The organism is Brevundimonas sp. GW822-FHT03E11 (genome assembly GCF_058801445.1).
The window spans coordinates 44,294-66,666 of record NZ_JBXANG010000003.1; the positions used below are offsets into that span (position 1 = coordinate 44,294).

Genomic DNA, 22,373 nt, shown 5'->3' on the forward strand with positions numbered 1-22,373 from the left:
CGGGCGTTTTCGTCACAGCGGCCGCCCGCCGTCGCGCAGACGCTCCTTCATCCGTTCGGAATGATGGCGGCGCACGGTGCGGCGCCGGCGCAGCAGGTCGTGGATGCCGTCGGCCAGATCCAACAGCTGATGGTCGCTGAGCGGCTCGACCAGTTCGACCAGCCTGCGCTTCAGCGTCTCGAACCCGCGGTCGGACAGGCCGGCCTGAAAGCGCGGGGCGTCGGTTCGCATTTCAATCCTCCCTTCTCCTCGGCGGTCTGCGTCGGAACAGGAAAGAAGCGAGGCCCGGCTTGGTTCCCCGCCATCGTGCTTAACGGCCTGTCTGACTTGACTCCGACAGCCTGCATGGCCATAAGCGCCGCCTTCCACGCCTCGGTTCGCCGCAGGCGGGATTCATGACGGAAGATGCGTGGACCGCCGTTGAGATCGCATCCCCAATTCAGGGGACGCCGGGCCGCATCGTCGAAAAGAGAATAGAATGTCCAAGCGCCACAGCGCCAAATACAAGATCGACCGCGCCATGGGTGAAAACCTGTGGGGTCGCGCCAAGTCTCCGGTCAACAAGCGTTCCTACGGTCCCGGTCAGCACGGCCAACGCCGCAAGTCCAAGGTCTCTGACTTCGGCCTGCAACTGAAGGCCAAGCAAAAGCTGAAGGGCTACTACGGCAACATCACCGAGAAGCAGTTCGCCAAGACCTATGACGAGGCTGCTCGCCGCAAGGGCAACACCTCGGAAAACCTGATCGGCCTGCTGGAATCGCGCCTGGACGCCATCGTCTATCGCGCCAAGTTCGTGCCCACCGTCTGGGCCGCCCGCCAGTTCGTCAGCCACGGCCACGTCCTGGTCAACGGCAAGAAGGTCGACATCGGCTCCTATCGCGTGAAGCCCGACGACGTCGTCTCGGTGAAGGAAAAGTCGCGCAACATGGCCCTGGTGCTGGAAGCCCAGCAGTCGTCGGAACGCGACGTGCCGGACTATCTGGAACTGTCGGACCGTTCGTTCGCCGTCCGCTACGTCCGCGTGCCGGAACTGTCGGACGTGCCCTACGCCGTCAAGATGGAACCGAACCTGGTCGTCGAATACTACGCTTCGTAAGCCGAGCTTACGAAGCTTTCTTCAAGGGGGCTATCGCCCTTCGGGCTACTTGAGCCCCTTGGTCGTCCCTTTGAAGTGTTCAGTTGAGGGCCTCGGATTCGTCCGGGGCCCTTCGTCTTTATGCTGTTCCCTCAAGGAGCGAACAGGCGCATTCTCGGCCGGTTCAGGCTTTGAGGCAGGGGAGGTCGTCCGTTGCACGACTCCATCATGAAACGCTTGGCTTTGATCGCCGCCGCATCGGCGAGCTTGGCCGCCTGTGCGGGCGGTCTGGACGGGCCGACCGTCTCGACCGTCGGCATGCCCGGCGCCCTGGAGCCGATCCATGCAGCGGCCTTCACCAAGGACCAGGCGGTCTTCTGGGTCAGCTCCAACGGCTGCACCCGCAAGGAGGATCTGATCCCCATCGTCAGCATCAAGGGCGGGGACGCGATCATCACCCTGCGCCGGATCGATGAGGACACCTGCGACAAGCCCTCGATCCGCGGTGTCGAGCTGAAATGGTCGTTCGAGGAGTTGGGCCTGGCGCCCGGCTCCCCCGTCAGCGTCAACAATCCCTATCAGCTGCCCCAGACCTGATCGGCCCTCAGCGGCCGTATCCGGGCCAGTGGGCCTTGCCGGCGCGTTCGTACTGGGGCGGCAGACCTTCGTCCTGACCCAGGGCGACGGCGGCGTGATGGGCCCAGTTGGGATCGTCGAGCACGGCGCGGGCCACCGCGATCAGATCGGCCTGTCCCGAGGCGACGATCGCCTCGGCCTGGTGGGGATCGAAGATCATGCCCACGGCCATGACGCTGGCCTGGGGCGCCGCCTGTTTGACCGCCTCGGCGAAGCGGACCTGATAGCCGGGCTGGTCGCCGGGGATCGGGGCGCGGGGGACGTTGCCGCCCGAGGACAGGTGCAGATAGTCGTAACCCAAGCCGTGCAGCGCCTGGCCGAAGGCGACGGCCTCCTCCAGCGCCACGCCGCCCTCGACCCAGTCCGAACCGTTGAAGCGCGCGCCCAGGGCCTTGGTCCGAGGCCAGGCCTCGCGCAAGGCCTTTGCGACGCGCAGGGGAAAGCGCGCCCGGTTCTCGGCCGAGCCGCCGTAGGCGTCGGTGCGGCGGTTCGACAGGGGTGACAGGAATTCGCTCAGCAGATAGCCATGGGCGGCGTGCAGTTCGACCAGGTCGAAGCCTGCCTGGTCCGCCCGGCGCGCCGCCGCCTCGAAGGCGGCGACCACATGGTTCATGTCGGCCTCGGTCATCTCCAACGGGGTATGCCAATCCTCGCGGAAGGGCAGGGCCGAGGGGCCGTAGGTGGTCCAGGCTCCGTCCTCGGCCGCCAGAGGGCCGCCCCCCTTCCACGGCGCGGCGGTCGAGGCCTTGCGTCCCGCATGGCCCAGCTGAATCCCGATCGGAGTGTCGCAATAGGTCCGCACGCCGCGAAGGATGTCGGCGAAGGCCTGGGCCTGTTCGTCGTTCCACAGGCCGACGTCGTCCGGGGTGATGCGGCCCTCGGGCGTGACGCCCGTCGCCTCGATGATGACCAGGCCGGCGCCGGACAGGGCCAGCCGGCCGATGTGCTGGTGGTGCCAGGGCTGGGGCGCGCCGTCGATCGCGGAATACTGGCACATGGGCGCCACGACGATGCGATTGCGCAGGGTCAGGGGGCCGAGGGCGTGAGGCGAGAAGAGGCGGCTCATGGCGGGCAGGTCCGGTGGGCGGCGACTGCAACTATGTCTGTTTCGAAGCGGATCAAGCCCGACCTTTCCGATTGTTCACCTGGCTTGCCGAAAATTCACGTGTGTGGCGGCGGTGAGCGCGTCACAAAAGGCTCAAGCTTCAACTGGGGAACACCAATGCTTCGTCTCGCTCTCGCCATCGCCATCGCCGCCCCGCTGCTGTCGGGCTGCATCATCGTTTCGACCGAAAAGCCGACCACCCGGGTGATCACCACCCCGGCGTCCGACCAATGATGCGGGGGCTGCGCATCCTGGCGGTCGGCGCCCTGGCCGCACCGCTGCTGGCCGGCTGCGTCATCTATGACAGCGAGGCCGGCGAGAATGTCTCGGTCAACGTCTCGCGCAAGGACGGGCCTCCGGCGGAGGCCATCCGCGAGGCCCGCTTCGCCGACGGCGCCCTGGTGGCGCGGGTCGATTCCAACGGCTGCACCCAGGCGTCGGATTTCGAAGTGTCGATCGCCGACAATGATCCGACCGAAATCACCCTGCGCCGGACCAAACAGGACCTGTGCAAGGCCCTGGTTCCCGACGGGGTCGAACTGCGCTGGACCTATGCCGAACTGGGTCTGGAGCCGGGAACCCCGGCCCGCATCGTCAATCCGCTGAAATAGCCGTCGCCTCGGTCGTCGTCGAAAAGACGGCGACCATCGGCGGGGGGATGCGGTGCGGCCTCAAGGTGGCGGCGTCCACCAGGCACCATTCGGACACGCCCTGGGCGCACAGCCGGCCCTGGCCGTCCTCGATCCGAACATAGCGGTTGAACCGCGGCCCCTGGGGATCGCCGACCCAGGTCCGGGCTGCGACGCCGGTCGCATTCGGCTCTATGGCCCGCAGATAGTCTATCTCGTGCCGCAGGGCGACCCAGGACCAGCGCGCCCGCGTCTCTTCGTCGAACCGGGCGTTCCAGTGGGCCGTGCCCACGTCCTGAAGCCAGCCGACATAGACCACATTGTTCACATGGCCGTTGGCGTCGATATGGTCGGGTCGGACCTCCAGCGGGACGACGAAGACCTCACGATCCTCGCGCGGCGTCAGGGTGGGACGCGCCATCAGGCCTCGCCCGCGCCCCCGTCCAGAGCCACGCCCTTTTCGGCCATCAGGGCCTGAAGCTCGCCGGCCTGGAACATCTCGCGCACGATGTCCGAGCCGCCGACGAATTCGCCCTTCACATAAAGCTGGGGAATGGTGGGCCAGTCGGTGAAGGTCTTGACGCCTTCGCGCAGGGCCTCGTCCTGCAAGACGTCGACGCCGACGAAGGGCGCGCCCACATGGTCGAGAATCTGCACGGCCAGGGACGAGAAGCCGCAGCGCGGCTGGTCCGGCGTGCCCTTCATGAACAGGACGACGTCGTGCTGGCTCACGGTGTCGCTGATGAAGGCGTGGACGGGGTCGGCGGAAACGGTGTCGGTCACGGGAGAAGCCTTTCGCGAAGACCGTCAGCTAGGGAGAGGGGACCGCCGGGTCAAGGCGCGGCGAACCGACGCGGTTCTGACGCGCTCAGTCAGGCCGCGGCCGAGGCGGCGACGCGACCCATTTCGATCTGGGCGGCCAGGGACGGGGGCAGATCGCGCTCGGGCGTCTCGGCCAAGATCCGCAGATGGTCGGGGTCGGTGGCGCGCACGATGACGCTTGAGATCGTCGTCTCAGTCAGCACATAGCCCAGGCAGATGGACTCGGCCGACCAGCCGGGGGTGCGATACAGAAAGCCGAAGGCGTCCGGTCCGCCAGAACGTTGCGGCGGCTTGGGCGCGCCCAGACCGAACAGGCCCTTTTTGGCGACGGTCTCTGGGCCGCGCGGCCTGGCGCGACGGTCGGTGTAGAAGTCATAGGCGATGACGGCCATGTCCTGTTCGCGTGCGGCGCGCAGGCGGTTGCGCCGCTTCCAGTCAGCATTGATGTCGAACGGCGTCGCCAGGACGTCGAAGGCGCCGGTGGAGATGTAGGCGTCCATGACGTCGCCCGAACCCGCCACGCCCAGCAGTTTGACGCGGTCGGCCGCGCGCGCCGCCTTCAGAGCGTTCAGCGCCTGTTGCGACAGTTCGTGTTCCCCCGGTTCCTGCAGGAGGGCGATGTCGATCCACCCCAGGCGCGAGAAGTGCAGCACGCGATCCAGGGCGGCGGTCATGGCTTCGGCCGAAAAGTCGCGGTCGGCGCCCAGGGTCAGGGCCACGCACACCAGTTTGCGGTCCACGTGGGACAGGGCTTCACCCAGAATCTCGGCCAGAACGGAATCGGCGGTCTCCAGCCGATAGGCGTTGATGCCCGCCTCAAGCGCCGAGTAGAGCAGGTCCAGCGCCGCTTCGCGTCCCCGCGCCAGGCAGCCGGGGCCGAAGCTGAGCGTCAGATTGGAAATCGCCGCGCCCGAGGCGCCGAAGGGACGATAGCGCATCCGATCACCCCTTGTCGGACGGGGCTGAGGTTTCCAGGGCCAGGGCGTGCAGGGCGCCGCCCATCTGTCCCTTCAGGGCGGCGTAGACCAACTGATGCTGGCGCACGCGCGCCAGGCCCGCAAAGGCGTTGGAAACGATGCGGGCGCGATAATGATCGCCGTCCCCGGCGAGGTCTTCGATGGCGATTTCCGCGTCGGGAAAGGCGTCGATCAGATGCCGACGCAAGGTTTCGACGGACATGGGCATGGGCGGGCCTTCGATCTGGTCGCGTCAGACTGCCCCATAAACCTTAACGACGGACTACGGCGGGGCCGGTTCGGTCAGCCTGCACCCAGTTCGCGCTCAGTTCGCGCCCAGTTCGCACCCCGGGGTCGTTCGAACAGCTGAACCGGCTCGTCCCTATAGGTGGTGCGCCGATAGGGGCGGTAGCCGACCCGCTCGGCCAGGCGAACGGAGGCCAGATTGTCGGGCGAAATCATGCACAGGGTCCGCGCCGCCCTCAGATGGGCGTCGGCCCAGGCCAGGGCCGCCTCCAGGGCCTCTTTCGCAAAGCCCCGTCCCTGGAAGGCGGGCGCCAGGCCCCAGCCCAGTTCCGGATCGTCGATCGGCGGATCGATCAGCCGCCGGTGATCCAGGATCGAGACATTGCCCACATAGGCGCCGCCTTCGACCAGGCGGATCGTCCAACTGCCGTAGCCCCTTACGCCCCATTGGCCCAGGTCGCGCAGCAGGCGGAACCAGACCTCCTCGGTGGTCATGGGACGGCCGGTGATGTGGCGCGTAAAGTCCGCATCGGCCCAGAGGGCTTGCAGGTCCTCAAGGTCGGCCAGATCGACCGGCGTCAGCACCAGCCGCTCGGTGGTCAGGGTCGGCCGGTTCATCCGAACAGGCTTTCGGCGTTCAAGATTTCGGTCCCCCCGTCGGCGCGTGTGACGGCGTAGGTGAAGCCGGGCTGAAGGGCGAAGGCCCCGACGCGCCCCGCCTTGGTCAGGGCCAGAAGCCCGACCTGGGCCTCGGCGACGGCCCGCCCCCGCAGCCGGGCGATCCGTTCGATCGTCTGCCGACAGGCGGTCGCGGGGTCCATTCCGTGACGCATGGCCTCGACCACGGCGTGGGAGCCGCAGACCCGCAGCACCTCTTCGCCCACCCCGGTCGCCGTGGCGGCGCCGACCTCGGCGTCGACGAACAGGCCGGCGCCCACGATCGGACTGTCGCCCACGCGGCCGCGCATCTTGAACGCCATGCCGGAGGTGGTGCAGGCCCCGGCCATGCGGCCGGTCGCGTCGCGGCCCAGGACGCCGATGGTGTCATGATCCAGAACCCCGCCGGCGCCGGCCCGGCGCCAGTCGTCGTTCTCGCTGTTGGCGCGCGGGGCGTAGCGGGCGGTCTTCAGCCATTCGCGCCAGGCGGCCTCGGCCTGGGGCGTCAGCAAATTCGTCGTCTCAAACCCTTCTGACAGGGCGAAGTCCCGCGCGCCGGCCCCGACCAGGATGACGTGCGGGGTCTTCTCCATCACACGGCGCGCGACCGAGACGGCGTGAACCACGTCCTCAAGGGCGCAGACGGCGCCCAGACCGCCGGCGTCGTCCATGATCACGGCGTCCAGGGTCACATGGCCGTCCCTGTCCGGATAGCCGCCCAGGCCGACCGAGGCGTTGGTCGGGTCCGCCTCGGGCACGCGGGCCGCCGCCTCGACCATGTCCAGGGCCGAGCCGCCGCTCTGGCGCACCCTCCAGCCTTCGGCGTTGGCCGCCGCGCCGAAGTCCCAGGTCGAGGCCATGACGACGGGCGCCGCTTCGGCCAAGGCCGATCCAGCGGCTGCGGCCCCCGCAGCGGCGAGTCCGGACGCGGCGATCAGGCTGCGGCGCGACAGATTGATCATCACATCAGACCCAATTGTTTGAAGCTGGCCACCCCGTCGCGGCCGACGACCAGATGGTCGTGAACCTCGACATTAAGGGCGCGGCCGGCCTGCACAACCTGTTTGGTGATCTCGATGTCGGCGCGGCTGGGCGTCGGGTCGCCGGAAGGGTGGTTGTGCACCAGAATCAGGGCGCTGGCCGACAGCTCCAGGGCGCGACGCACCACTTCGCGCGGATAGACCGGCGCGTGATCCACCGTGCCCCTGTTCTGGACCTCATCCAGGATCAGCTGGTTCTTCTTGTCCAGGTAGAGGACGCGGAACTGCTCGCGCGGCTCGTGCTGCAAGGCCACGCGCACATAGGCCAGAAGGGCGCTCCAGGACGAGATGACGGGCCGTTTCGCCGTCGGCTCGCGCGCGATCCGCCGCGTCACGTCGAAGATCAGCTGAAGGTCCAGCGCCACCGCCCGCGTCGCCTTGCCGGGCGCATAGCCCAGGGAACGCGCCACCTGATCCTCGACCGCCTCGTGGCTGGCGGCGCCGATGCCCTCCAGCCCGCCGAACCGCGCCAGCAGATCCTTGGCCAGCGGCTTGGTGTCCCTATAGGGCACGCTGCGGAACAGCAGCAGTTCCAGCAGCTCATAGTCGGGCAGGGCGTCCAGACCGCCCTTGGCGGCCCGCTCGCGCAGCCGGTCGCGATGGCCGCTGTGGCGTGGCCGCGTCTTGGGTTCGGGTGTCTGATCTTCCGCCATGTCCCCTCCAGCCTTCGCAACCTGAGCGGAAGGCTGTTGGGGATCAAGGGTTCAGTTCGGGCGGAACAGGCCGGCGGGGCTGGCGGTGAAGATTTCCAGCCCGTCTTCCGTCACCCCGATGGTGTGTTCGCACTGGGCCGACAGGGACTTGTCGCGGGTCACGGCGGTCCAGCCGTCGGACAGGACCTTCACATGGGGTTTGCCCAGGTTCACCATGGGCTCGACGGTGAAGAACATGCCGGCCTTCAGCACGGCGCCCTCGCCCTTCCTGCCATAGTGCAGGACGTTGGGGCTGTCGTGGAAGACGCGGCCGATGCCGTGGCCGCAGAAGTCGCGCACCACGCTCATCCGCTGGGCCTCGACGAACTTCTGGATGGCGAAGCCGATGTCGCCAAACGTATTGCCCGGCTTGACCTGCTCCAGGCCCAGCTCCAGCGACTGATAGGTGACGTCGATCAGCTTCTTGGCCCGCGCATTGATCTCGCCCACCGCATACATGCGGCTGGAATCGCCGTGCCAGCCGTCGACGATGACGGTGTGGTCGATGTTGACGATGTCGCCCTCTTTCAGAACCTTGTCGCCGGGGATGCCGTGGCAGACGACGTGGTTGATCGAGGTGCAGACGGTCTTCTCATAGCCCTTGTAGCCCAGGCAGGCGGGCAGGCCCCCGTGGTCCAGGGTGAATTCGCGGATCAGGTCGTCGATCGCGCCCGTCGTGACGCCCGGCTTCACATGGGCCGTGATCATGTCCAACGCCTCGGCCACCAGACGCCCGGCCTTGCGCATGCCTTCGAAATCCTCCGCCTGATGGATGCGGATGGCGCTGGAGCGGACCAGGGCGTCGGTTTCCAGTTCGGGCGTTTCGTACATGGGGCTCTATTCGGCGACGGAAGCGGCTTCAGATGGCGATCCTATCACGGATACGCAAGGCGAATGTGGGGCGGTCAAGGATTCCTTCCGTTGCGGAAAGAACGACTGTGTATTGCGCGACACTGTCGTTCATCCGAATGAACCTGCCCCGGCGTAACCTCTCGCCGGTGTGATCATGTGGGCTTTTTAAGACACAGTTTCGCCCGTTTCCGGGCGGAGACCCGCCACGCATGCAACGTTTTCCTGACGAAAGCGCTGCCGTGCGATCGACCTCCCCGAATACCCACCGCCGCTTAAATGGCGGGGGCTGAACTATAGGAATGGCTTTTATGACTCCCAGGAATTTCGCCCGCGTGGGCGGCATCGCGCTGACGACCGCCCTGCTGGCCGGCGTCGCCGCTCCGGCCATGGCCGGCTCCTTCTACGTCCAGGAACAATCGACCCGCGCCCAGGGCCGCGCCAACGCCGGCGTCGGCGCCGACAAGGGCGTCCAGTCGCTGTGGTGGAACCCGGCCGCCATCGCCGGAACCCAGCGTGAACTCTATGTCGGCATGCACGGCCTGGTCCTGGATTCCGACGTCGACAACACCGGCTCGACCCTGACCTACAATGTGCCGGTCGCCGGCGTCGGCGTCGTCAGCCGCACCTATCCGGTCAACGGCGACCCGCACGTCCACGAGGTGGTCGAAAGCGGCATCGTGCCGAACTTCGCCGTCTCCATGCCGATCGGCGACCGCTTCAACGTCGGCCTGGCCGTCCAGGCGCCGTACAACTTCACCACCAAGTACGAGCCGACGGACTTCGCCCGTTACGACGCCCTGACGTCGGAACTGCGCTCGGCCAACGTCAGCCTGGTCGCCGCCATGACGGTCACCGACTGGCTGGACATCGGCGCCGGCTTCGACGCTCAGTTCGCCAAGGCCACCCTGTCCTCGGCCTTGCCGAACGCGCCGATCCCGGCCGTCCTGTCGCCCGCCTATGTCGTCTCGCCGTCGACCGACGGCCGCAACCAGCTGGAAGGCGACGGCTGGAACTACGGCTGGAACGCCGGCGCCCAGATGCATTTCGGCAAGCTGGACCTGGGTCTGTCGTATCGCTCCAAGATCGAGCACGAGCTGGACGGCACGGTGAACATCTCGGGCCTGACCGGCGTCCTGGCTCCCGCCAACGTCTCGGCTGACGGCGTCGCCAGTTTCACCACCCCCTGGTTCGCCACCGTCTCGGCCCGCTACGCCGTCAATGACCGCCTGACCCTGAACGCCCAGGTCAATCAGATCGGCTGGAGCGAGTTCGACGCCATCCGCGTCGCTTACGGCGCCACGGGATCCTCGACCATCGTTCAGGACTATGACGACGTCACCACCGGCGCGATCGGCTTCGACTACAAGATTGATCCGACCATGACGGTCCGCGCCGGCCTGGGCTATGACCCGACCCCGACGCCGGACGATCACCGCACCGCCCGCATCCCGGACGGCGACCGCTGGCTGTACGCCGCCGGCCTGTCCAAGACGGTCGGTTCGATGACCTTCGACGGCGCCGTGACCTATATCGACATCGACACGGCCACGATCAACGACACCCGTGACCTGTACGCTAACGGTCTGGTCATCTCGAATCTGCGTGGCGAAGCCAAGGGTTCGGGCGTCGGCTTCTCGCTGGGCGCGACCTGGAACTTCTAAGTCCGTTCAGCCCCGGCTGACATGAGAACGGCGGCGCCCGCAAAGGCGCCGCCGTTTTTCTTTCCAGACCCTCTCCCGCAGGCGGGGGGAAGGCGGTGAGGATCACCCCTTGGCGGCGTAGCCCTTGCCGCCGTTGGAGGGGCGGCGACGGGGGCGGCGCTTCATCTCGCCGACCGGACGGGGCTCGTGCTGGCGCGCATCGGACGGACGCGGTTCGCGCGGGGTCGTCTTTTCACCGGCCAGGGGGTTGTAGGTCTTTTCCGGACGGGGAGCCGCCGCCTCGCCGCCGGGGCGGTTGCGGCGCTGGCGGTGGGGCTGGCCGCCGCCTTCCGGACGCACGCCGTCGCGGTGGGGATTGCGACGACCCCGGCCGCCCCGTCCCTGACCATGACCGCCTTCGTGGCGCTCGCCGCCTTCGCGTTCGGGCAAGGTCGCCTTTTTGGCCACGCCGGCGGCCATGATGGAGGCGTCCAGGGCCGCCAGCTGTTTGTCGTTGCGGCGGTCCGCAACCGGGATCTTCTGGCGCGTGACCTTTTCGATGTCGCGCAGCAGCTTCATCTCGTCGCCGGCGACGAAGCTGACGGCCGTGCCGTCCTTGCCCGCCCGCGCGGTGCGGCCGATGCGGTGGACATAGGATTCCGGCACGTGCGGCAGTTCGAAGTTCACCACGTGCGAGACGCCGTCGACGTCAATGCCGCGCGCGGCGATGTCGGTGGCGACCAGCACCCGCAGCTTGCCCTTCTTGAAGGCTTCCAGGGTGCGTTCACGCTGGGGCTGGGACTTGTTGCCGTGGATGGCGCCGGCCTCGACGCCGCCGGCTTCCAGATAGGCAGCGACCTTGTCGGCGCCGTGCTTGGTCTTGGTGAAGACCAGGCAGCGCTTGTATTCCGGATCGCTGAACATCTCGGTCAGCAGGGCGCGCTTCTTGCCCTGTTCGATATAAACCACCGACTGGGCGATGCGCTGGACCGTGGTCGATTGCGGCGTGACCTGGACCTTGACCGGATCCTTCAGCAGTTCGCCCGCCAGTTTGCCGATTTCGGTCGGCATGGTGGCCGAGAAGAACAGGTTCTGACGGCGCGCCGGCATGCGGCTGACGATCTGACGGATCGGCTTGATGAAGCCGAGGTCCAGCATCTGGTCAGCCTCGTCCAGAACGAAGATCTCGGTCGAGGACAGGTCCAGCGTCTTTTGCTGGATATGGTCCAGCAGACGGCCGGGCGCCGCGACCAGGATGTCCAGACCCTGTTGCAGGGCGCGTTCCTGGGCGCCGTACTTCACGCCGCCGAAGATCACGGCGACGCGGAAGCCGAGATGCGCGCCATAGGCCTTGAAACTGTCGCCGATCTGGGTGGCCAGTTCGCGCGTGGGGCTCAGGATCAGGGCGCGGGTGGTGCGGGGCACAGGCGGGGTGCGGTTCTCGGCCAGCCGATGCAGGATCGGCAGGGCGAAGGCCGCCGTCTTGCCGGTGCCCGTCTGGGCGATGCCCAAGAGGTCCTTGCCGGCCATGACGTCGGGGATGGCCTTTTCCTGGATCGGCGTCGGCTTGACGTAGCCGGTCGAGGCCAGGGCCTGGAGGAGGGCCTTATTGAGGCCCATGGATTCGAAGGTGGTGCTCACGGCAGTTTCTTTCGCGTGCGGCGACGCGCATCGGCCATGGCATGACGCCGTCGGGCCGCGCACCGCCAGTCCCGACGGAGCCTCAAAGACGAGGCTTGCGGGGTGGATCGGGCGCCGCCCCGCGTGTCCGGGCAGCGAATGACTATGAGGAGCCGGCGGCTGCTACAGTCAGGTCCGAAAGCGGACCCACACGCGCTGGAGACGCCGGAGATCGCGATTGTGCGATGCAGCGCAAATGGGCGCTTCGGCCGCGAAAGTCAAGTTGAAGCGGCGCCGTCCCGCCGTCCGCGCAGAAACAGCAGGGCCGAGCCCCCCACCAGCACCAGGCCCGCAAGGCTGGTCGCATAGGCGGCGCCGGTAAAGAAGGGCAGCCAGGGCAGGTCCACGACGGCGAAGTTCTTGAACAGCAGCAGGGCGACGCTGCCCAGATAGCCGGTGGCGTCGGCCAGATAGATCAGAAAGCCGGCGGTGGCGACCGTGCCCGAATAGGCGACCATCCGGTCGAACAGCATGGCGTTGAAGGGGGTGTAGGCCAGATAGAGCCCCGCGCCGCCCGCGATCATCCAGGCGATCGGCGACATCAAGCCCTGTTGAAAGGCCAAGGTGGACAGGCCCAGGAGGGCGCAACCGGCCAGTATGACCCCATGCATGAGCAGCAGGGCCCGGCCGTTGTTCTTGACCGCGATCATGACGCCCATGGCGACCAGGGACAGGGCCGCCACCGGTCCTTCGCTGGCGGTGAAGACCGAGGCGGCGTCGCCGTAGCCCAGGGCCCGCCAGATCTCGGCGGCGAAATTGTCACGCAGGTCGCGGAAGGCCGTCAGCAGCACATAGGCGGCGACCAGCAGGACCAGCACCGGCCAGTGGCGCGCCAGAAAGGCGGCCCGCTCCCGCGCCATCATCGGACGGCGCGCCCCCCGATCGGTCTCGTCGGCGGGACTGGGCGGGGGCAGGGCGGCCAGGGCCAAAACCGAAACGGCCAGCAGGGGCATGAAGACCACCCCGACGGCCGCCGGCATCCAGAAGGGGCTGACGTGCTGATGCTCCATCAGGGCCTTGCCGACCGATTTCACCACGCCGGAAGACAGGATGAAGCTGGCGCACAATATGGCGCCCAGCACCTCGCTGGTGCGCCGCCCCTCCATGAAGCCGAACACCAGACCCCAGATCAGGCCCAAGGGCAGGCCGTTCAGGAACAGGGCGGCGACGTTCCACGGCGCCGGCGTCACCGCGAACAGCACCAGGGCGAGCCAGGACGCCCCGATCAGAAGCACGATGGCCAGGGCGCGGCGTTCGGCCCGCATTTCGGCGATCACCTTGACCCCGATCAGCTTGGACAGGGCGTAGCCGGCGACCTGGGCGATCACCAGGGCGATCTTATAGTCCAGGGCGAAGTCCCATCCGGGCACGACGTCGAAGGTCGCCGCCGTAAAGGGTTTGCGGAAGGCGTACATGGAAAAATAGGCGCAGAAACCCGCCAGACCCGCGAACAGGACGAAGACGACAGGATTCGCCTGGGCCAGCCACGACCGCATCCGTTTCATCATTTGACATCATCCCGTTGCACTCGCGTGGTCTAGACCACTGCTGCGACGCTTGGATGACGAGGACGAGGATGACGGAGAGACGCTACGACGTCGCTGTGGTGGGGGCGGGGATCGTCGGCCTGGCCTGCGCCCTGGCGGCCGCGCGGCGGGGCCTGTCGGTCGTGGTGATCGACCGCGACGCCCAGGCCAACGGCGCCTCGATCCGCAATTTCGGCTTCGTCACCGTCACGGGCCAGCCGCGGGGGAAGGTCTGGAGCCGCGCCCACCGCAGCCGCGCCATCTGGGATGAGGCGGCGCGCGAGGCGGACGTGCCGGTCCTGCAACGCGGGCTGTGGCTGCCCGTGCGCCGGCCCGAGGCTGCGGCCGTGCTGGAGGCCTTCACGGCCACCGAAATGGGCGAAGGGTGTCGATTGATGACGGGGGAGGAGGCGCGGGCGCGGGCGCCGCAGGTCATCGGCCCCCAGACTGTCGCCGCCCTGTGGAGCCCCCACGAGCTGCGCGTGGATTCCCGCATCGCCATCCCGCGTCTGGCCGCCTGGCTGGCGGATCGCTTCGGCGTCGTGTTTCGGCGACAGACCGCCGTCCAGACCGTCGAGCCGCCGCGCCTCGTCACCAGTCGGGGCGTCGTGGAGGCCGAGCGGATGGTGGTCTGTCCCGGCGACGACCTGGTCAGCCTGTTCCCCGATCAAATGGCCCAGGCGGGCGTGACCCGGTGCAAGCTTCAGATGATGCGGCTGGCCTCGCCCGGCTTTGATCTGCCCGCTCCGGTCATGTCGGACCTGGGCCTGGTGCGCTACGGCGGTTACGCCGCCCTGCCGGAGGCGGCCGCCCTGCGCGCGCGGCTGGAGGCGGAGCAGGGCCAGGCCCTGACGAACGGGGTCCATCTGATCGCGGTCCAGGACGCCGACGGCGCCCTGGTCATGGGCGACAGCCACCATGACGCGGCCACGCCGGACCCCTTCGCCAGCGAGGCGGTCGATCAGCTGATCCTGGACGAATGGCGCGCCGCCACCGGCCAGCCCGCCCCGCCGGTGCTCCAGCGCTGGACCGGAACCTACGCCCGAGGCCCCCAGGCCGATCTGATCGCGGCGCCGCACCCGGCCGTGCGCCTGGCCCTCATCACCGCCGGCAACGGCGCCTCCACCGGCTTCGCCTTCGGCGAAGAGGTGATTGCAGACCTGTTTCAGGAGACGTGACCATGACCCCCATCCGCGACAGTTTCGACATGGTCGTTTTCGACTGGGCCGGCACCATGGTCGATTTCGGCAGCCGGGCCCCTGTTCTGGCCCTGATGGAGGCCTTCGCCGCCTTGGACACGCCCGTGACGGAGGACGAGGCGCGCCGCGACATGGGCCGGGCCAAGGCCGATCACGTGCGGGCCCTGTTCGAACAGCCCCGCGTCAATGAGGCCTGGCGGGCGGCGCACGGCGCGGCGCCCGATGCGGCGGCGATCGAACGGGTCATGGGCGAACTCCAGCAGCCGATGATCCGCCTGGCCCAGGAAACGGCGGACCTGATCCCCGGCGCCGCCGAGGTCGTGGCCCGGCTGCGGGGCGAGGGTCTGAAGATCGCCTCCTGCACCGGCTATACGCGCGAGATGATGCAGGCGGTCCTGCCGCGTGCGGCCGACCAGGGTTACGCCCCCGATCTGGTGGTCTGCGCCCATGAGACGCCTCAGGGGCGGCCGTCGCCCCTGATGATCTACAAGGCCTGCGCCGATCTGGGCGTCTGGCCCCTGTCGCGCGTGGTCAAGGTGGACGATGCGGAGGTGGGGATCGCCGAGGGGCGCAACGCCGGCTGTTTCACCATCGGGGTCGCCGCGTCCGGCAATCTGACGGGGCTGACGGCCCAGGCCCTGGCCGAGCTGGATGCGGACGAACGGGCGGCCCGGCTGGCCGCGGCCGCCGATCGTCTGCTGGAGGCGGGCGCCGACCGGGTCATCGACACGGTGGCGGATCTGATCCCGGCCCTGGAGGCCGAGGCGGCGCGCCGGGCCTGATCGCCCGAGGGCTTAACGCACCCGGATGTCGACGCTGATCTTCAGGGCGTCGTGGCGCCAGTATTCGCGGTCGAACTCGACCACCCGGCCCTGGGCGTCATAACTGGTTCGGACCACGTTCAGGCCGGGCAGGCCCGACTTGACCTGTAACGCCTCGGCCTCGCCGCGCGTCAGGGCGCAGGGCTGCATGTCCACCCGGTTGCGGGCCACGGCGATGTTGTAGGCGGACTTCAGCACGCTGGTCAGGGAGCCGTCCAGCGGATGGCTGAGCAGGTCCGGGGCCATGGCGGCGTCCACGACGATGGTCTCCACCAGAACCGCGCGGCCGTCGACCGAACGCCGGCGGCGGATGCGGTACATGGGGGCCCCCACCGGTCGGCCGAAGATCGGCGCCAGAACCGGGGTGCAGGCGATCTCGGTCTTGCTCAGGGTTTCGGTGGTCGGCCGGCGTCCCTGGGCCTCCACATAGGACATGAAACCCTCCCAGCGCGTCGGATCATAGACGACGGGCGGGGGCGAGACGTACCAGCCGCTGCGGTCCTTTCGATAGATGACCCCCTCGGCCTCGAGCTGGAACAGGGCTTCGCGGATCGTGCCGCGCGCCACGCCGCCGCCGACCTGCAACTGACGTTCGGAGGGCAGGCGTTCGCCGGGCTTCAACTCTCCGCCCGCGATCCGCGCGGCGATGGCGTCGCGCACCCCGAGGTAATGGAGACTGTCCGGCTGCGTCATGGAATCGCTCAAACGACGGTCGATTCCCGCCCGGTCGGAAGATGCGAATTCGAGCATTGCGGGTCAAGCGAGCCGGGTCCGTCTACGGAAGGTTCAGACATCCGCCGCGCAAGCTTCATGAAAATTTCGCCGAAGACGACACCCCTTCTGGTCTATACCAAAAGTGAAGAGGGGGATTTGATCCATGTCAAATGATCGTCGGTCTTTCCTGCGGGGCGCTCTGGGCGGCGCGGCCGCCGGCGCGGCCCTGAACCTGCTGCCCGCCACGGTGCGCAAGGCGATGGCCATTCCCGCCAACAACGCCACCGGCACCATCATGGACGTCGAACACGTGGTCATCTTCATGCAGGAGAACCGCGCCTTTGATCACTATTTCGGCGCGCTGAACGGGGTGCGCGGCTTCGGCGATCCGCGCCCCCAACGCCTGCCGGGCGGGGCCAGCGTCTGGCGTCAGCCCAGCGACCAGCATCCCGACGGCTTCGTCATTCCCTTCCATGGGGATTCCCGCACCACCAACGCCTATACGGTCGACGGGTCGGACCAGGGGCACAAGGCCGCCGTCACCATCGTCAACGGCGGCCGTTATGACCAGTGGGGCCATTCCGGCGAGCTTCACAAGCGGATGGCCTATTACAAGGCCTCGGACCTGCCCTTCTACTACGCCCTGGCCAGCGCCTTCACCGTCTGCGACGCCTATCACTGCTCGACCCTGACCCAGACCTATCCGAACCGGCTGCACCTCTGGACCGGCTGCAACGGCGGCGGAAAGGTCGGCGGCGACCCCGAGATGAGCAACTACGGCGAGGACGAGACGCCCAGCGCCGACATGGCCGAAGACATGGAGATGGCGCGCGGTCCGCATGACTGGACCACCTACGCCGAACGGCTCCAGGCGGCGGGCGTCAGCTGGAAGGTCTATCAGGAGTACGACAATTTCGGCGACAACATCCTGTCGGTCTTCAAGCCCTTCCGGCCTTGCCCCAAGGAGTCGCCCCTGTATCAGCGCGGCCGGTCCTGGGTGTCGGAGCATAAGACCGGCCCGGACCGCACCCGATCGGACGGCGAGCAGCTGGTGGAGGCCTTCCGCGCCGACATAGCGGGCGGGCGCCTGCCGCAGGTGTCCTGGATCGTGACGGCGCGGGATCTGTCGGAACATCCCGACGCCGAGCCGTCCAAGGGCGAGCACGTCTGCGCCCAGCTGATCGAGGCCCTGGTCGATCACCCGGAGGTCTTCTCCAAGACCGTCTTCATCGTCAACTATGACGAGGCCGGCGGCTTCTACGATCATATCCAGCCGCCGATGCCGCCCCTGACGCCGGACCAGGGCCACAGCACCGTCTCCGTCGCCGGCGAGGCCAAGGTCTATGGGTCCGACGCCGATCCGGCCCATCGCGGCGCCCATCCGCTGGGCCTGGGCATTCGGGTGCCCGCAATCGTGGTCTCGCCCTGGAGCCGCGGCGGCTTCGTCTGTTCGGAGGTGTTCGACCACACCTCGACGCTGCAGTTCCTGGAAAAGCGTTTCGGCGTTCGGGAGGAGAACATCAGCGACTGGCGTCGGGCCGTCTGCGGCGACCTGACGTCGGCCTTCGACTTCGCGCGTCCGAACCAGGACTGGGCCGCCCTGTCTCTGCCCGCCACGGCCGACTACATGCAGCGCGTGGCCCGCTCCAAGGCCGCGCCGACCCTGCGGATTCCCGAGCGCCAGGTTCCGGCCGTTCAGGACGGGCCGCAGCGGGGCGCCCGCCCTCTGCCCTATGATCTGACCGCCCAGGCCCGCGTCGCCGACGGGGCGGTCTGGATCGACCTGGTCAACCGCGGCCGCACCGGCGCGGTCTTCCAGGTGTTCGACGCCACTGATCGCGCGGGCCCCTGGCGCTTCACCCTCGCCGCCGGAGAGACCTATGCGGCCGGACACTGGAACACCGGCCGGCCGGGCCCTTATGATCTGATGGTTCACGGCCCCAACGGCTTCTACCGCCGCTTCGCCGGCGACGCCGCCCAGCCCCAGCCGCAGGTGATGATCGCCACAGACGCCAGGGGCGTGCTGACCGTGGGCGTGACGGGCGTGGGCGAGGAGGCCGCCCTGGCGGTGCTGGACATGGACCCCGCCTATCCCCTGTCCGAAGGCGAGGCGCGGCGTCGGCTGACCGTCCGGCCCGGCGCAGCGTCGCAGTCGACCTGGGACCTGCGCGGCAGCGACCACTGGTACGACCTGACGGTGAGCCTGGAGAATGATCCGACCTTCATCCAGAGGCTGGCCGGTCATGTGGAGACCGGCCGCCCCAGCCGCACCGATCCGGCCATCGGGCGGATGCGCCTGTGACCCCCGCTCTTTCGACCGCTGCTTACGACGGAAATTTGATGACCTCTCCCGTGGACGCCGACGCCTTCGTCTCTGAACTTTCGGACCTGTTCGCCCGGCTGGGCGGGCTGCATTACGGTGAGGACGTCACCCAGCTGGAGCATGCGGTGCAGACGGCGCACCACGCCCAGGCGGACGGGGCTCCGCCCGCCCTGGTGGCGGCGGCCCTGCTGCACGATGTCGGCCACATGATGCAGAAGGCCGGCGAAGACGCCGCCGACCGGGGCATCGACACCCGGCACGAACAGATCAGCGCCGGCTATCTGGCCCGCGCCTTCGGCCCCGGAGTGACCGAGCCGGTCCGCCTGCATGTGGCGGCCAAACGATGTCTGGCCGCCACGGCGCCGGGCTATGTCGATCGGCTGAGCGCGGCCTCGCTTCAGAGCCTGGCCTTGCAGGGCGGACCGATGAGCCCGGCCGAGGTGGAGGAATTCATGGCCTTGCCGGCGGCCGAGGCCGCCCTTCGGCTGCGCCGCTACGACGAACTGGGCAAGGCCCAGGGCGTCGAGGTCGCCGGTTTCGAGGCCTATCGCCAGCTTCTCTGCGACCTGATCAACCGCAGGGCGGAAGCCTAGTTTTCATTTCAACGAATGGGGGTTGTTGAATGAGTGAAGGGTCCAGTCGTCACCGCTCCGGATAGACGGAGCACAAGACATCGGCCCGCCGGCCCCGGCGGCGCCGTCGCAATCCAATAGTTTTCGGCCCGGGTCTGGGTCGAGCGGTTGATGCAGTCAGGGCGCGCCCGCGCGTCGCTGATCGCTGACGCCTGCCCTGAGCGGACCCGGACGGCCGATCCGACCACACATCAGGATCAATGGAGACAGTCATGTCGCGTCATCTCATGGCCCAGGAACGGGCCGTTCATCGTCACACCACCGCCGGGACCGGCCTGCGCGCCGTCCTCCTGGCGGGTTCCGCCGTCCTGGTCGCGGGCGTCGCCCACGCCCAGACCGCCGCGCCGCAATCCACGCCCGCCGAGGTGGAGGAGGTCGTCGTGACCGGCCAGCGCCTCAGCACCGCCAACGCCATCGAGGCCCAGCGCCGCTCGGGCGTGGTCTCCAGCGTGATTTCGTCCGACGACCTGGGCAAGCTGCCCGACGCCAACGTCGCCGACGCCCTGGCCCGCGCGCCCGGCATCAACGTCGTCGTGAACCAGGAGACGGGCGAAGGCGAATATGTCTCGGTGCGCGGCCTGGCCGGCACCTTCAACGCCTATTCGATCAACGGCGTCCGCGTCGCCCTGACCGATCCCGACAGCCGCAAGATGTCGATGACGGTCCTGCCGCCCAACGGCCTGAAGAGCATCACCGTCTCCAAGACCCTGACGCCGGACATGGACGGCGACGCCATCGGCGGCTCCGTCAACTTCCAGACCCCCACGGCCTTCGATTTCGCCCGCCCGGTGGCGCGCGCCTTCCTCAGCTATGGGATCAACGACCGCGCCCGCGAGCAGGATGAAAAGGACGGCGCCGGTCAGGTCCAGCTGGACTTCGCCAGCCGCCTGCCGTCCGACAGCCGTTTCGGCGCCTTCGTCTCTTTCAACTACGGCAAGAGCAACGGCCTGAACGAAGAGACCGAAAACGACGGCGAGTGGGAGCCCTATCGCTGGCGTCGGAACAGCACCGAAGAGATCGACGAGCGTTCGATGTACCTGCCGGGCATCGACCTGGACTACCGTCGCATCGAGCAAGAGCGGTTCGGCGGGAACTTCTCGATCGACTATCGCGGGGACACGAACGACTTCTATCTGCGCGGTCAGTACAGCCGTCTGGAACGGACCGGCACCAATGACTACACCGACTTCCGCAGCCGCAAGACCAAACGCCTGCAACAGGTCGATCTGGAAGACACCAGCCTGATCCAGCCGGACAATGCGGTCGTCGGCTTCGGCGCCAAGGGCCGTATCTACAGCTACACCACCGCCCAGATCAAAGACTTCGACGCTGACGGCGTGATCACGGACGCGGACCGTCAGAGCAGCTCGTCCTACTGGTCCCTGTTCGGCCGGTCCGGCGTCTGGAAGCCCGAGACCTTCCAGTTCGCCCGCACCTTCCAGACCCTGGACCAGACCTCGACCCTGGGCACCATCAATCTGGGCGGCCAGAGCCGTCTGAACCGCCTGACCCTGGACTATGACCTCAGCTACAGCGCCGGCGAAAAGGGCGGACCGGACAGCTTCTCCATCGGCTATAACTGCGACGCCTGCTCGGCGCCGTTCAACCAGACGGGCCTCTTGTGGTCGTCCTATGATCCGCGCTTCCCCATGCCGCAACTGCCGGCCTTCGCTCAGAACGCGCCGAACGATCCCAATCTGCTGCCCTATGACGGCGGCGGCCGCAGCCGCGACAAACAGACCGACGCGCGCACGGCGTTCAAGTTCGACGCCGTCTATGAGATGGAAGGCCTCGTCCGTCATCTGAAGGCGGGCGTGAAGATCCTGCGGTCCGAACGCGAATACGACGCCACGCCGATCTGGGGCGGTTCGTTCGACAATACGCCGCTGGCGGGCAAGAGCCTGGGTCAGTCGGGCCTGATCGACCGCGAGGTCCGCAACATTCTGAACGGCCGGTACTACTACGGCGCCATCCTGAACCGCGACAAGGTGACGGCCGCCATCGAGGCCGCCCAGAAGGCCAATCCGGTCAACTATTCCTACGCCGATCTGAACTCGAGCGATAAGAGCGGTGAGGAGACCATCTACGCCGGTTACGGCCTGGCCAGCTTCCAGCTCAACGATCTGGACGTGGTCGCCGGGGTGCGCGTCGAACACACGGAAGTCACCAACACCAACTGGATCGAAGACGGCGACCGGAGCGGCTTCGGCGACACCGACAGCCACTACACCAACGTCCTGCCCAGCGTGACGGCGGTCTATCGCCCGTCGGAAAACTTCGTCTATCGCGGCGCGATCTGGACCAGCTTCTCCCGGCCCGAGTTCAGCAACATCTCGCGTGGCGTCAGCGTCGGCCGGGCGAAACCGAGGCCGGGCGAGACCCTGGGCGAGATCGTCTCCATCAGCCAGGGCAATCCCGACCTGAAACCGGCCGAGGCCCTGAACCTGGACGTTTCGGCTGAATATTACCCGGACCGTTCCAGCCTGGTGTCGATCGGCGTCTTCCACAAGAAGATCGACCACTTCATCTTCACCAACGGCAGCGCGGTCGATGCTCCCACCCAGGAAGGCGTGATCACCATCACTCAGCCCAAGAACGGTGAGACGGCCCGGATCACGGGCGTCGAGCTGAACCTGATCAAGTCGTTCGAGGGCATGGCCGCGCCCTTCGACGGCTTCGGGGTCGAGGCCAATCTGACCCGCCAGGTCAGCGAGGCCGAGACGGGTCTGGACTACCGCAGGGGGCGCAAGATCTCCTTCATCCAGGCGCCGGATCTGATCTACAACGCCTCTCTGACCTATCAGAAGTACGGCCTCGAAGCCCGGCTGTCCTATCAGTATCAGGGCGCCTATATCGAAGACCTGCGCGATAACGCCGTGGACAAATGGGTCCAGCCCAACAAGAGCCTGGACTTCCACTCGCGCTACACCTTCCGTCCCGGCCTGACGATGGACTTCGACGTCCAGAACATCCTGGACGGCCACCGCTACTATACGACCAAGGGCGAGAGCCCCTCCTATCAGAAGGACTATATGGAACCCGGCCGGAACTTCCTGGTCCGCCTGGCCTATTCCTACTGATCCAGAACCTGGGCGAAACCGGCTGGGGGACGTTCCCTCCAGCCGGAC

General features: G+C 67.6%; 22 protein-coding genes. 9 read left to right on the plus strand and 13 right to left on the minus strand.

The genetic code is table 11. The annotated features are described in order from the left end of the window. Positions 1-12 precede the first annotated feature (12 nt). The gene (locus AC1RKE_RS05555) at positions 13-231 is read right to left on the minus strand and encodes a hypothetical protein (RefSeq protein WP_395942253.1); all 219 of its coding nucleotides are present in this window, start codon (positions 229-231) and stop codon (positions 13-15) included. Between the two features lie 247 nt (positions 232-478). Between AC1RKE_RS05555 and rpsD the strand changes: the two genes are divergently transcribed. Both rpsD and AC1RKE_RS05565 read left to right on the plus strand, forming a co-directional pair. Next, a complete protein-coding gene (gene rpsD, locus AC1RKE_RS05560) occupies positions 479-1,096 on the plus strand; it encodes a 30S ribosomal protein S4 (RefSeq protein WP_054763944.1) in 618 nt (205 codons plus the stop codon). Between the two features lie 207 nt (positions 1,097-1,303). Continuing rightward, positions 1,304-1,672, plus strand: a complete 369-nt coding sequence (locus AC1RKE_RS05565; protein WP_182714204.1) for a hypothetical protein — start codon at positions 1,304-1,306, stop codon at positions 1,670-1,672. 7 nt (positions 1,673-1,679) lie between these two features. Here AC1RKE_RS05565 and AC1RKE_RS05570 read toward each other — a convergent pair whose 3' ends face one another. Next, positions 1,680-2,777, minus strand: coding sequence for an NADH:flavin oxidoreductase/NADH oxidase (locus AC1RKE_RS05570; RefSeq protein ID WP_054763943.1), 1,098 nt, complete (start codon positions 2,775-2,777; stop codon positions 1,680-1,682). 269 nt (positions 2,778-3,046) lie between these two features. Here AC1RKE_RS05570 and AC1RKE_RS05575 point away from each other — a divergent pair, with 269 nt between their 5' ends. Further along, on the plus strand, positions 3,047-3,427 hold the full coding sequence (locus AC1RKE_RS05575; protein ID WP_054763942.1) for a hypothetical protein: 381 nt from the start codon (positions 3,047-3,049) through the stop codon (positions 3,425-3,427). Here the strand turns inward: AC1RKE_RS05575 and AC1RKE_RS05580 are convergent. The 8 genes from AC1RKE_RS05580 to map form a co-directional block, all read right to left on the minus strand. Then, positions 3,411-3,866, minus strand: a complete 456-nt coding sequence (locus AC1RKE_RS05580) for an acyl-CoA thioesterase (protein ID WP_182714202.1) — start codon at positions 3,864-3,866, stop codon at positions 3,411-3,413. The two genes, AC1RKE_RS05575 and AC1RKE_RS05580, sit on opposite strands and share 17 nt — an antisense overlap. After that, positions 3,866-4,228, minus strand: a complete 363-nt coding sequence (gene grxD, locus AC1RKE_RS05585) for a Grx4 family monothiol glutaredoxin (protein ID WP_054763940.1) — start codon at positions 4,226-4,228, stop codon at positions 3,866-3,868. Before grxD ends, AC1RKE_RS05580 begins: the two co-directional genes overlap by 1 nt. Before the next feature lie 89 nt (positions 4,229-4,317). After that, positions 4,318-5,205 (minus strand): aldo-keto reductase family protein, encoded by an 888-nt coding sequence (locus AC1RKE_RS05590; protein WP_348684532.1) that lies wholly within the window; start codon positions 5,203-5,205, stop codon positions 4,318-4,320. A 4-nt stretch (positions 5,206-5,209) separates the two neighbouring features. Next, positions 5,210-5,452 carry a BolA/IbaG family iron-sulfur metabolism protein gene (locus tag AC1RKE_RS05595; RefSeq protein WP_054763938.1) on the minus strand — a complete coding sequence of 81 codons (243 nt, stop codon included), beginning with the start codon at positions 5,450-5,452 and terminating at the stop codon, positions 5,210-5,212. Between the two features lie 74 nt (positions 5,453-5,526). Beyond that, positions 5,527-6,087: a GNAT family N-acetyltransferase gene (locus AC1RKE_RS05600; RefSeq protein ID WP_191554533.1), complete on the minus strand. Its 561-nt coding sequence runs from the start codon at positions 6,085-6,087 to the stop codon at positions 5,527-5,529. Beyond that, the gene (locus AC1RKE_RS05605) at positions 6,084-7,088 is read right to left on the minus strand and encodes a glycosylasparaginase (protein ID WP_395942251.1); all 1,005 of its coding nucleotides are present in this window, start codon (positions 7,086-7,088) and stop codon (positions 6,084-6,086) included. Before AC1RKE_RS05605 ends, AC1RKE_RS05600 begins: the two co-directional genes overlap by 4 nt. Continuing rightward, positions 7,088-7,819 carry a RadC family protein gene (gene radC, locus AC1RKE_RS05610; protein ID WP_348684106.1) on the minus strand — a complete coding sequence of 244 codons (732 nt, stop codon included), beginning with the start codon at positions 7,817-7,819 and terminating at the stop codon, positions 7,088-7,090. Before radC ends, AC1RKE_RS05605 begins: the two co-directional genes overlap by 1 nt. A 51-nt stretch (positions 7,820-7,870) precedes the next feature. Next, positions 7,871-8,689: a type I methionyl aminopeptidase gene (gene map / locus AC1RKE_RS05615; protein WP_191558482.1), complete on the minus strand. Its 819-nt coding sequence runs from the start codon at positions 8,687-8,689 to the stop codon at positions 7,871-7,873. 320 nt (positions 8,690-9,009) lie between these two features. Between map and AC1RKE_RS05620 the strand changes: the two genes are divergently transcribed. Beyond that, complete coding sequence (locus tag AC1RKE_RS05620) at positions 9,010-10,371, plus strand: OmpP1/FadL family transporter (protein ID WP_462934504.1); 1,362 nt, start codon at positions 9,010-9,012, stop codon at positions 10,369-10,371. A 102-nt stretch (positions 10,372-10,473) separates the two neighbouring features. Here the strand turns inward: AC1RKE_RS05620 and AC1RKE_RS05625 are convergent, their stop codons facing one another. After that, a complete protein-coding gene (locus AC1RKE_RS05625) occupies positions 10,474-11,970 on the minus strand; it encodes a DEAD/DEAH box helicase (protein WP_054766722.1) in 1,497 nt (498 codons plus the stop codon). Between the two features lie 278 nt (positions 11,971-12,248). After that, positions 12,249-13,535, minus strand: a complete 1,287-nt coding sequence (locus AC1RKE_RS05630) for a DUF5690 family protein (RefSeq protein ID WP_348684110.1) — start codon at positions 13,533-13,535, stop codon at positions 12,249-12,251. 71 nt (positions 13,536-13,606) lie between these two features. Here AC1RKE_RS05630 and AC1RKE_RS05635 point away from each other — a divergent pair, with 71 nt between their 5' ends. Then, a complete protein-coding gene (locus tag AC1RKE_RS05635) occupies positions 13,607-14,734 on the plus strand; it encodes a TIGR03364 family FAD-dependent oxidoreductase (RefSeq protein ID WP_348684104.1) in 1,128 nt (375 codons plus the stop codon). Positions 14,735-14,736: 2 nt separating this feature from the next. Continuing rightward, positions 14,737-15,537 (plus strand): phosphonoacetaldehyde hydrolase, encoded by an 801-nt coding sequence (gene phnX / locus AC1RKE_RS05640; protein ID WP_348684103.1) that lies wholly within the window; start codon positions 14,737-14,739, stop codon positions 15,535-15,537. Positions 15,538-15,549: 12 nt separating this feature from the next. On the opposite strand, the gene AC1RKE_RS05645 is transcribed toward phnX, so the two are convergent. Further along, entirely contained in the window at positions 15,550-16,269 is a 720-nt protein-coding gene (locus tag AC1RKE_RS05645; RefSeq protein ID WP_054766720.1) for a UTRA domain-containing protein, read from the minus strand. Between the two features lie 184 nt (positions 16,270-16,453). Between AC1RKE_RS05645 and AC1RKE_RS05650 the strand changes: the two genes are divergently transcribed. From AC1RKE_RS05650 to AC1RKE_RS05660, 3 genes are all read left to right on the plus strand, one after another. Continuing rightward, entirely contained in the window at positions 16,454-18,592 is a 2,139-nt protein-coding gene (locus tag AC1RKE_RS05650; RefSeq protein WP_395942349.1) for a phosphocholine-specific phospholipase C, read from the plus strand. A 38-nt stretch (positions 18,593-18,630) separates the two neighbouring features. After that, positions 18,631-19,206 (plus strand): HD domain-containing protein, encoded by a 576-nt coding sequence (locus AC1RKE_RS05655; protein WP_348684341.1) that lies wholly within the window; start codon positions 18,631-18,633, stop codon positions 19,204-19,206. A 251-nt stretch (positions 19,207-19,457) separates the two neighbouring features. Further along, positions 19,458-22,325, plus strand: coding sequence for a TonB-dependent receptor (locus AC1RKE_RS05660; RefSeq protein WP_348684342.1), 2,868 nt, complete (start codon positions 19,458-19,460; stop codon positions 22,323-22,325). The last annotated feature ends 48 nt before the right edge of the window (positions 22,326-22,373 follow it).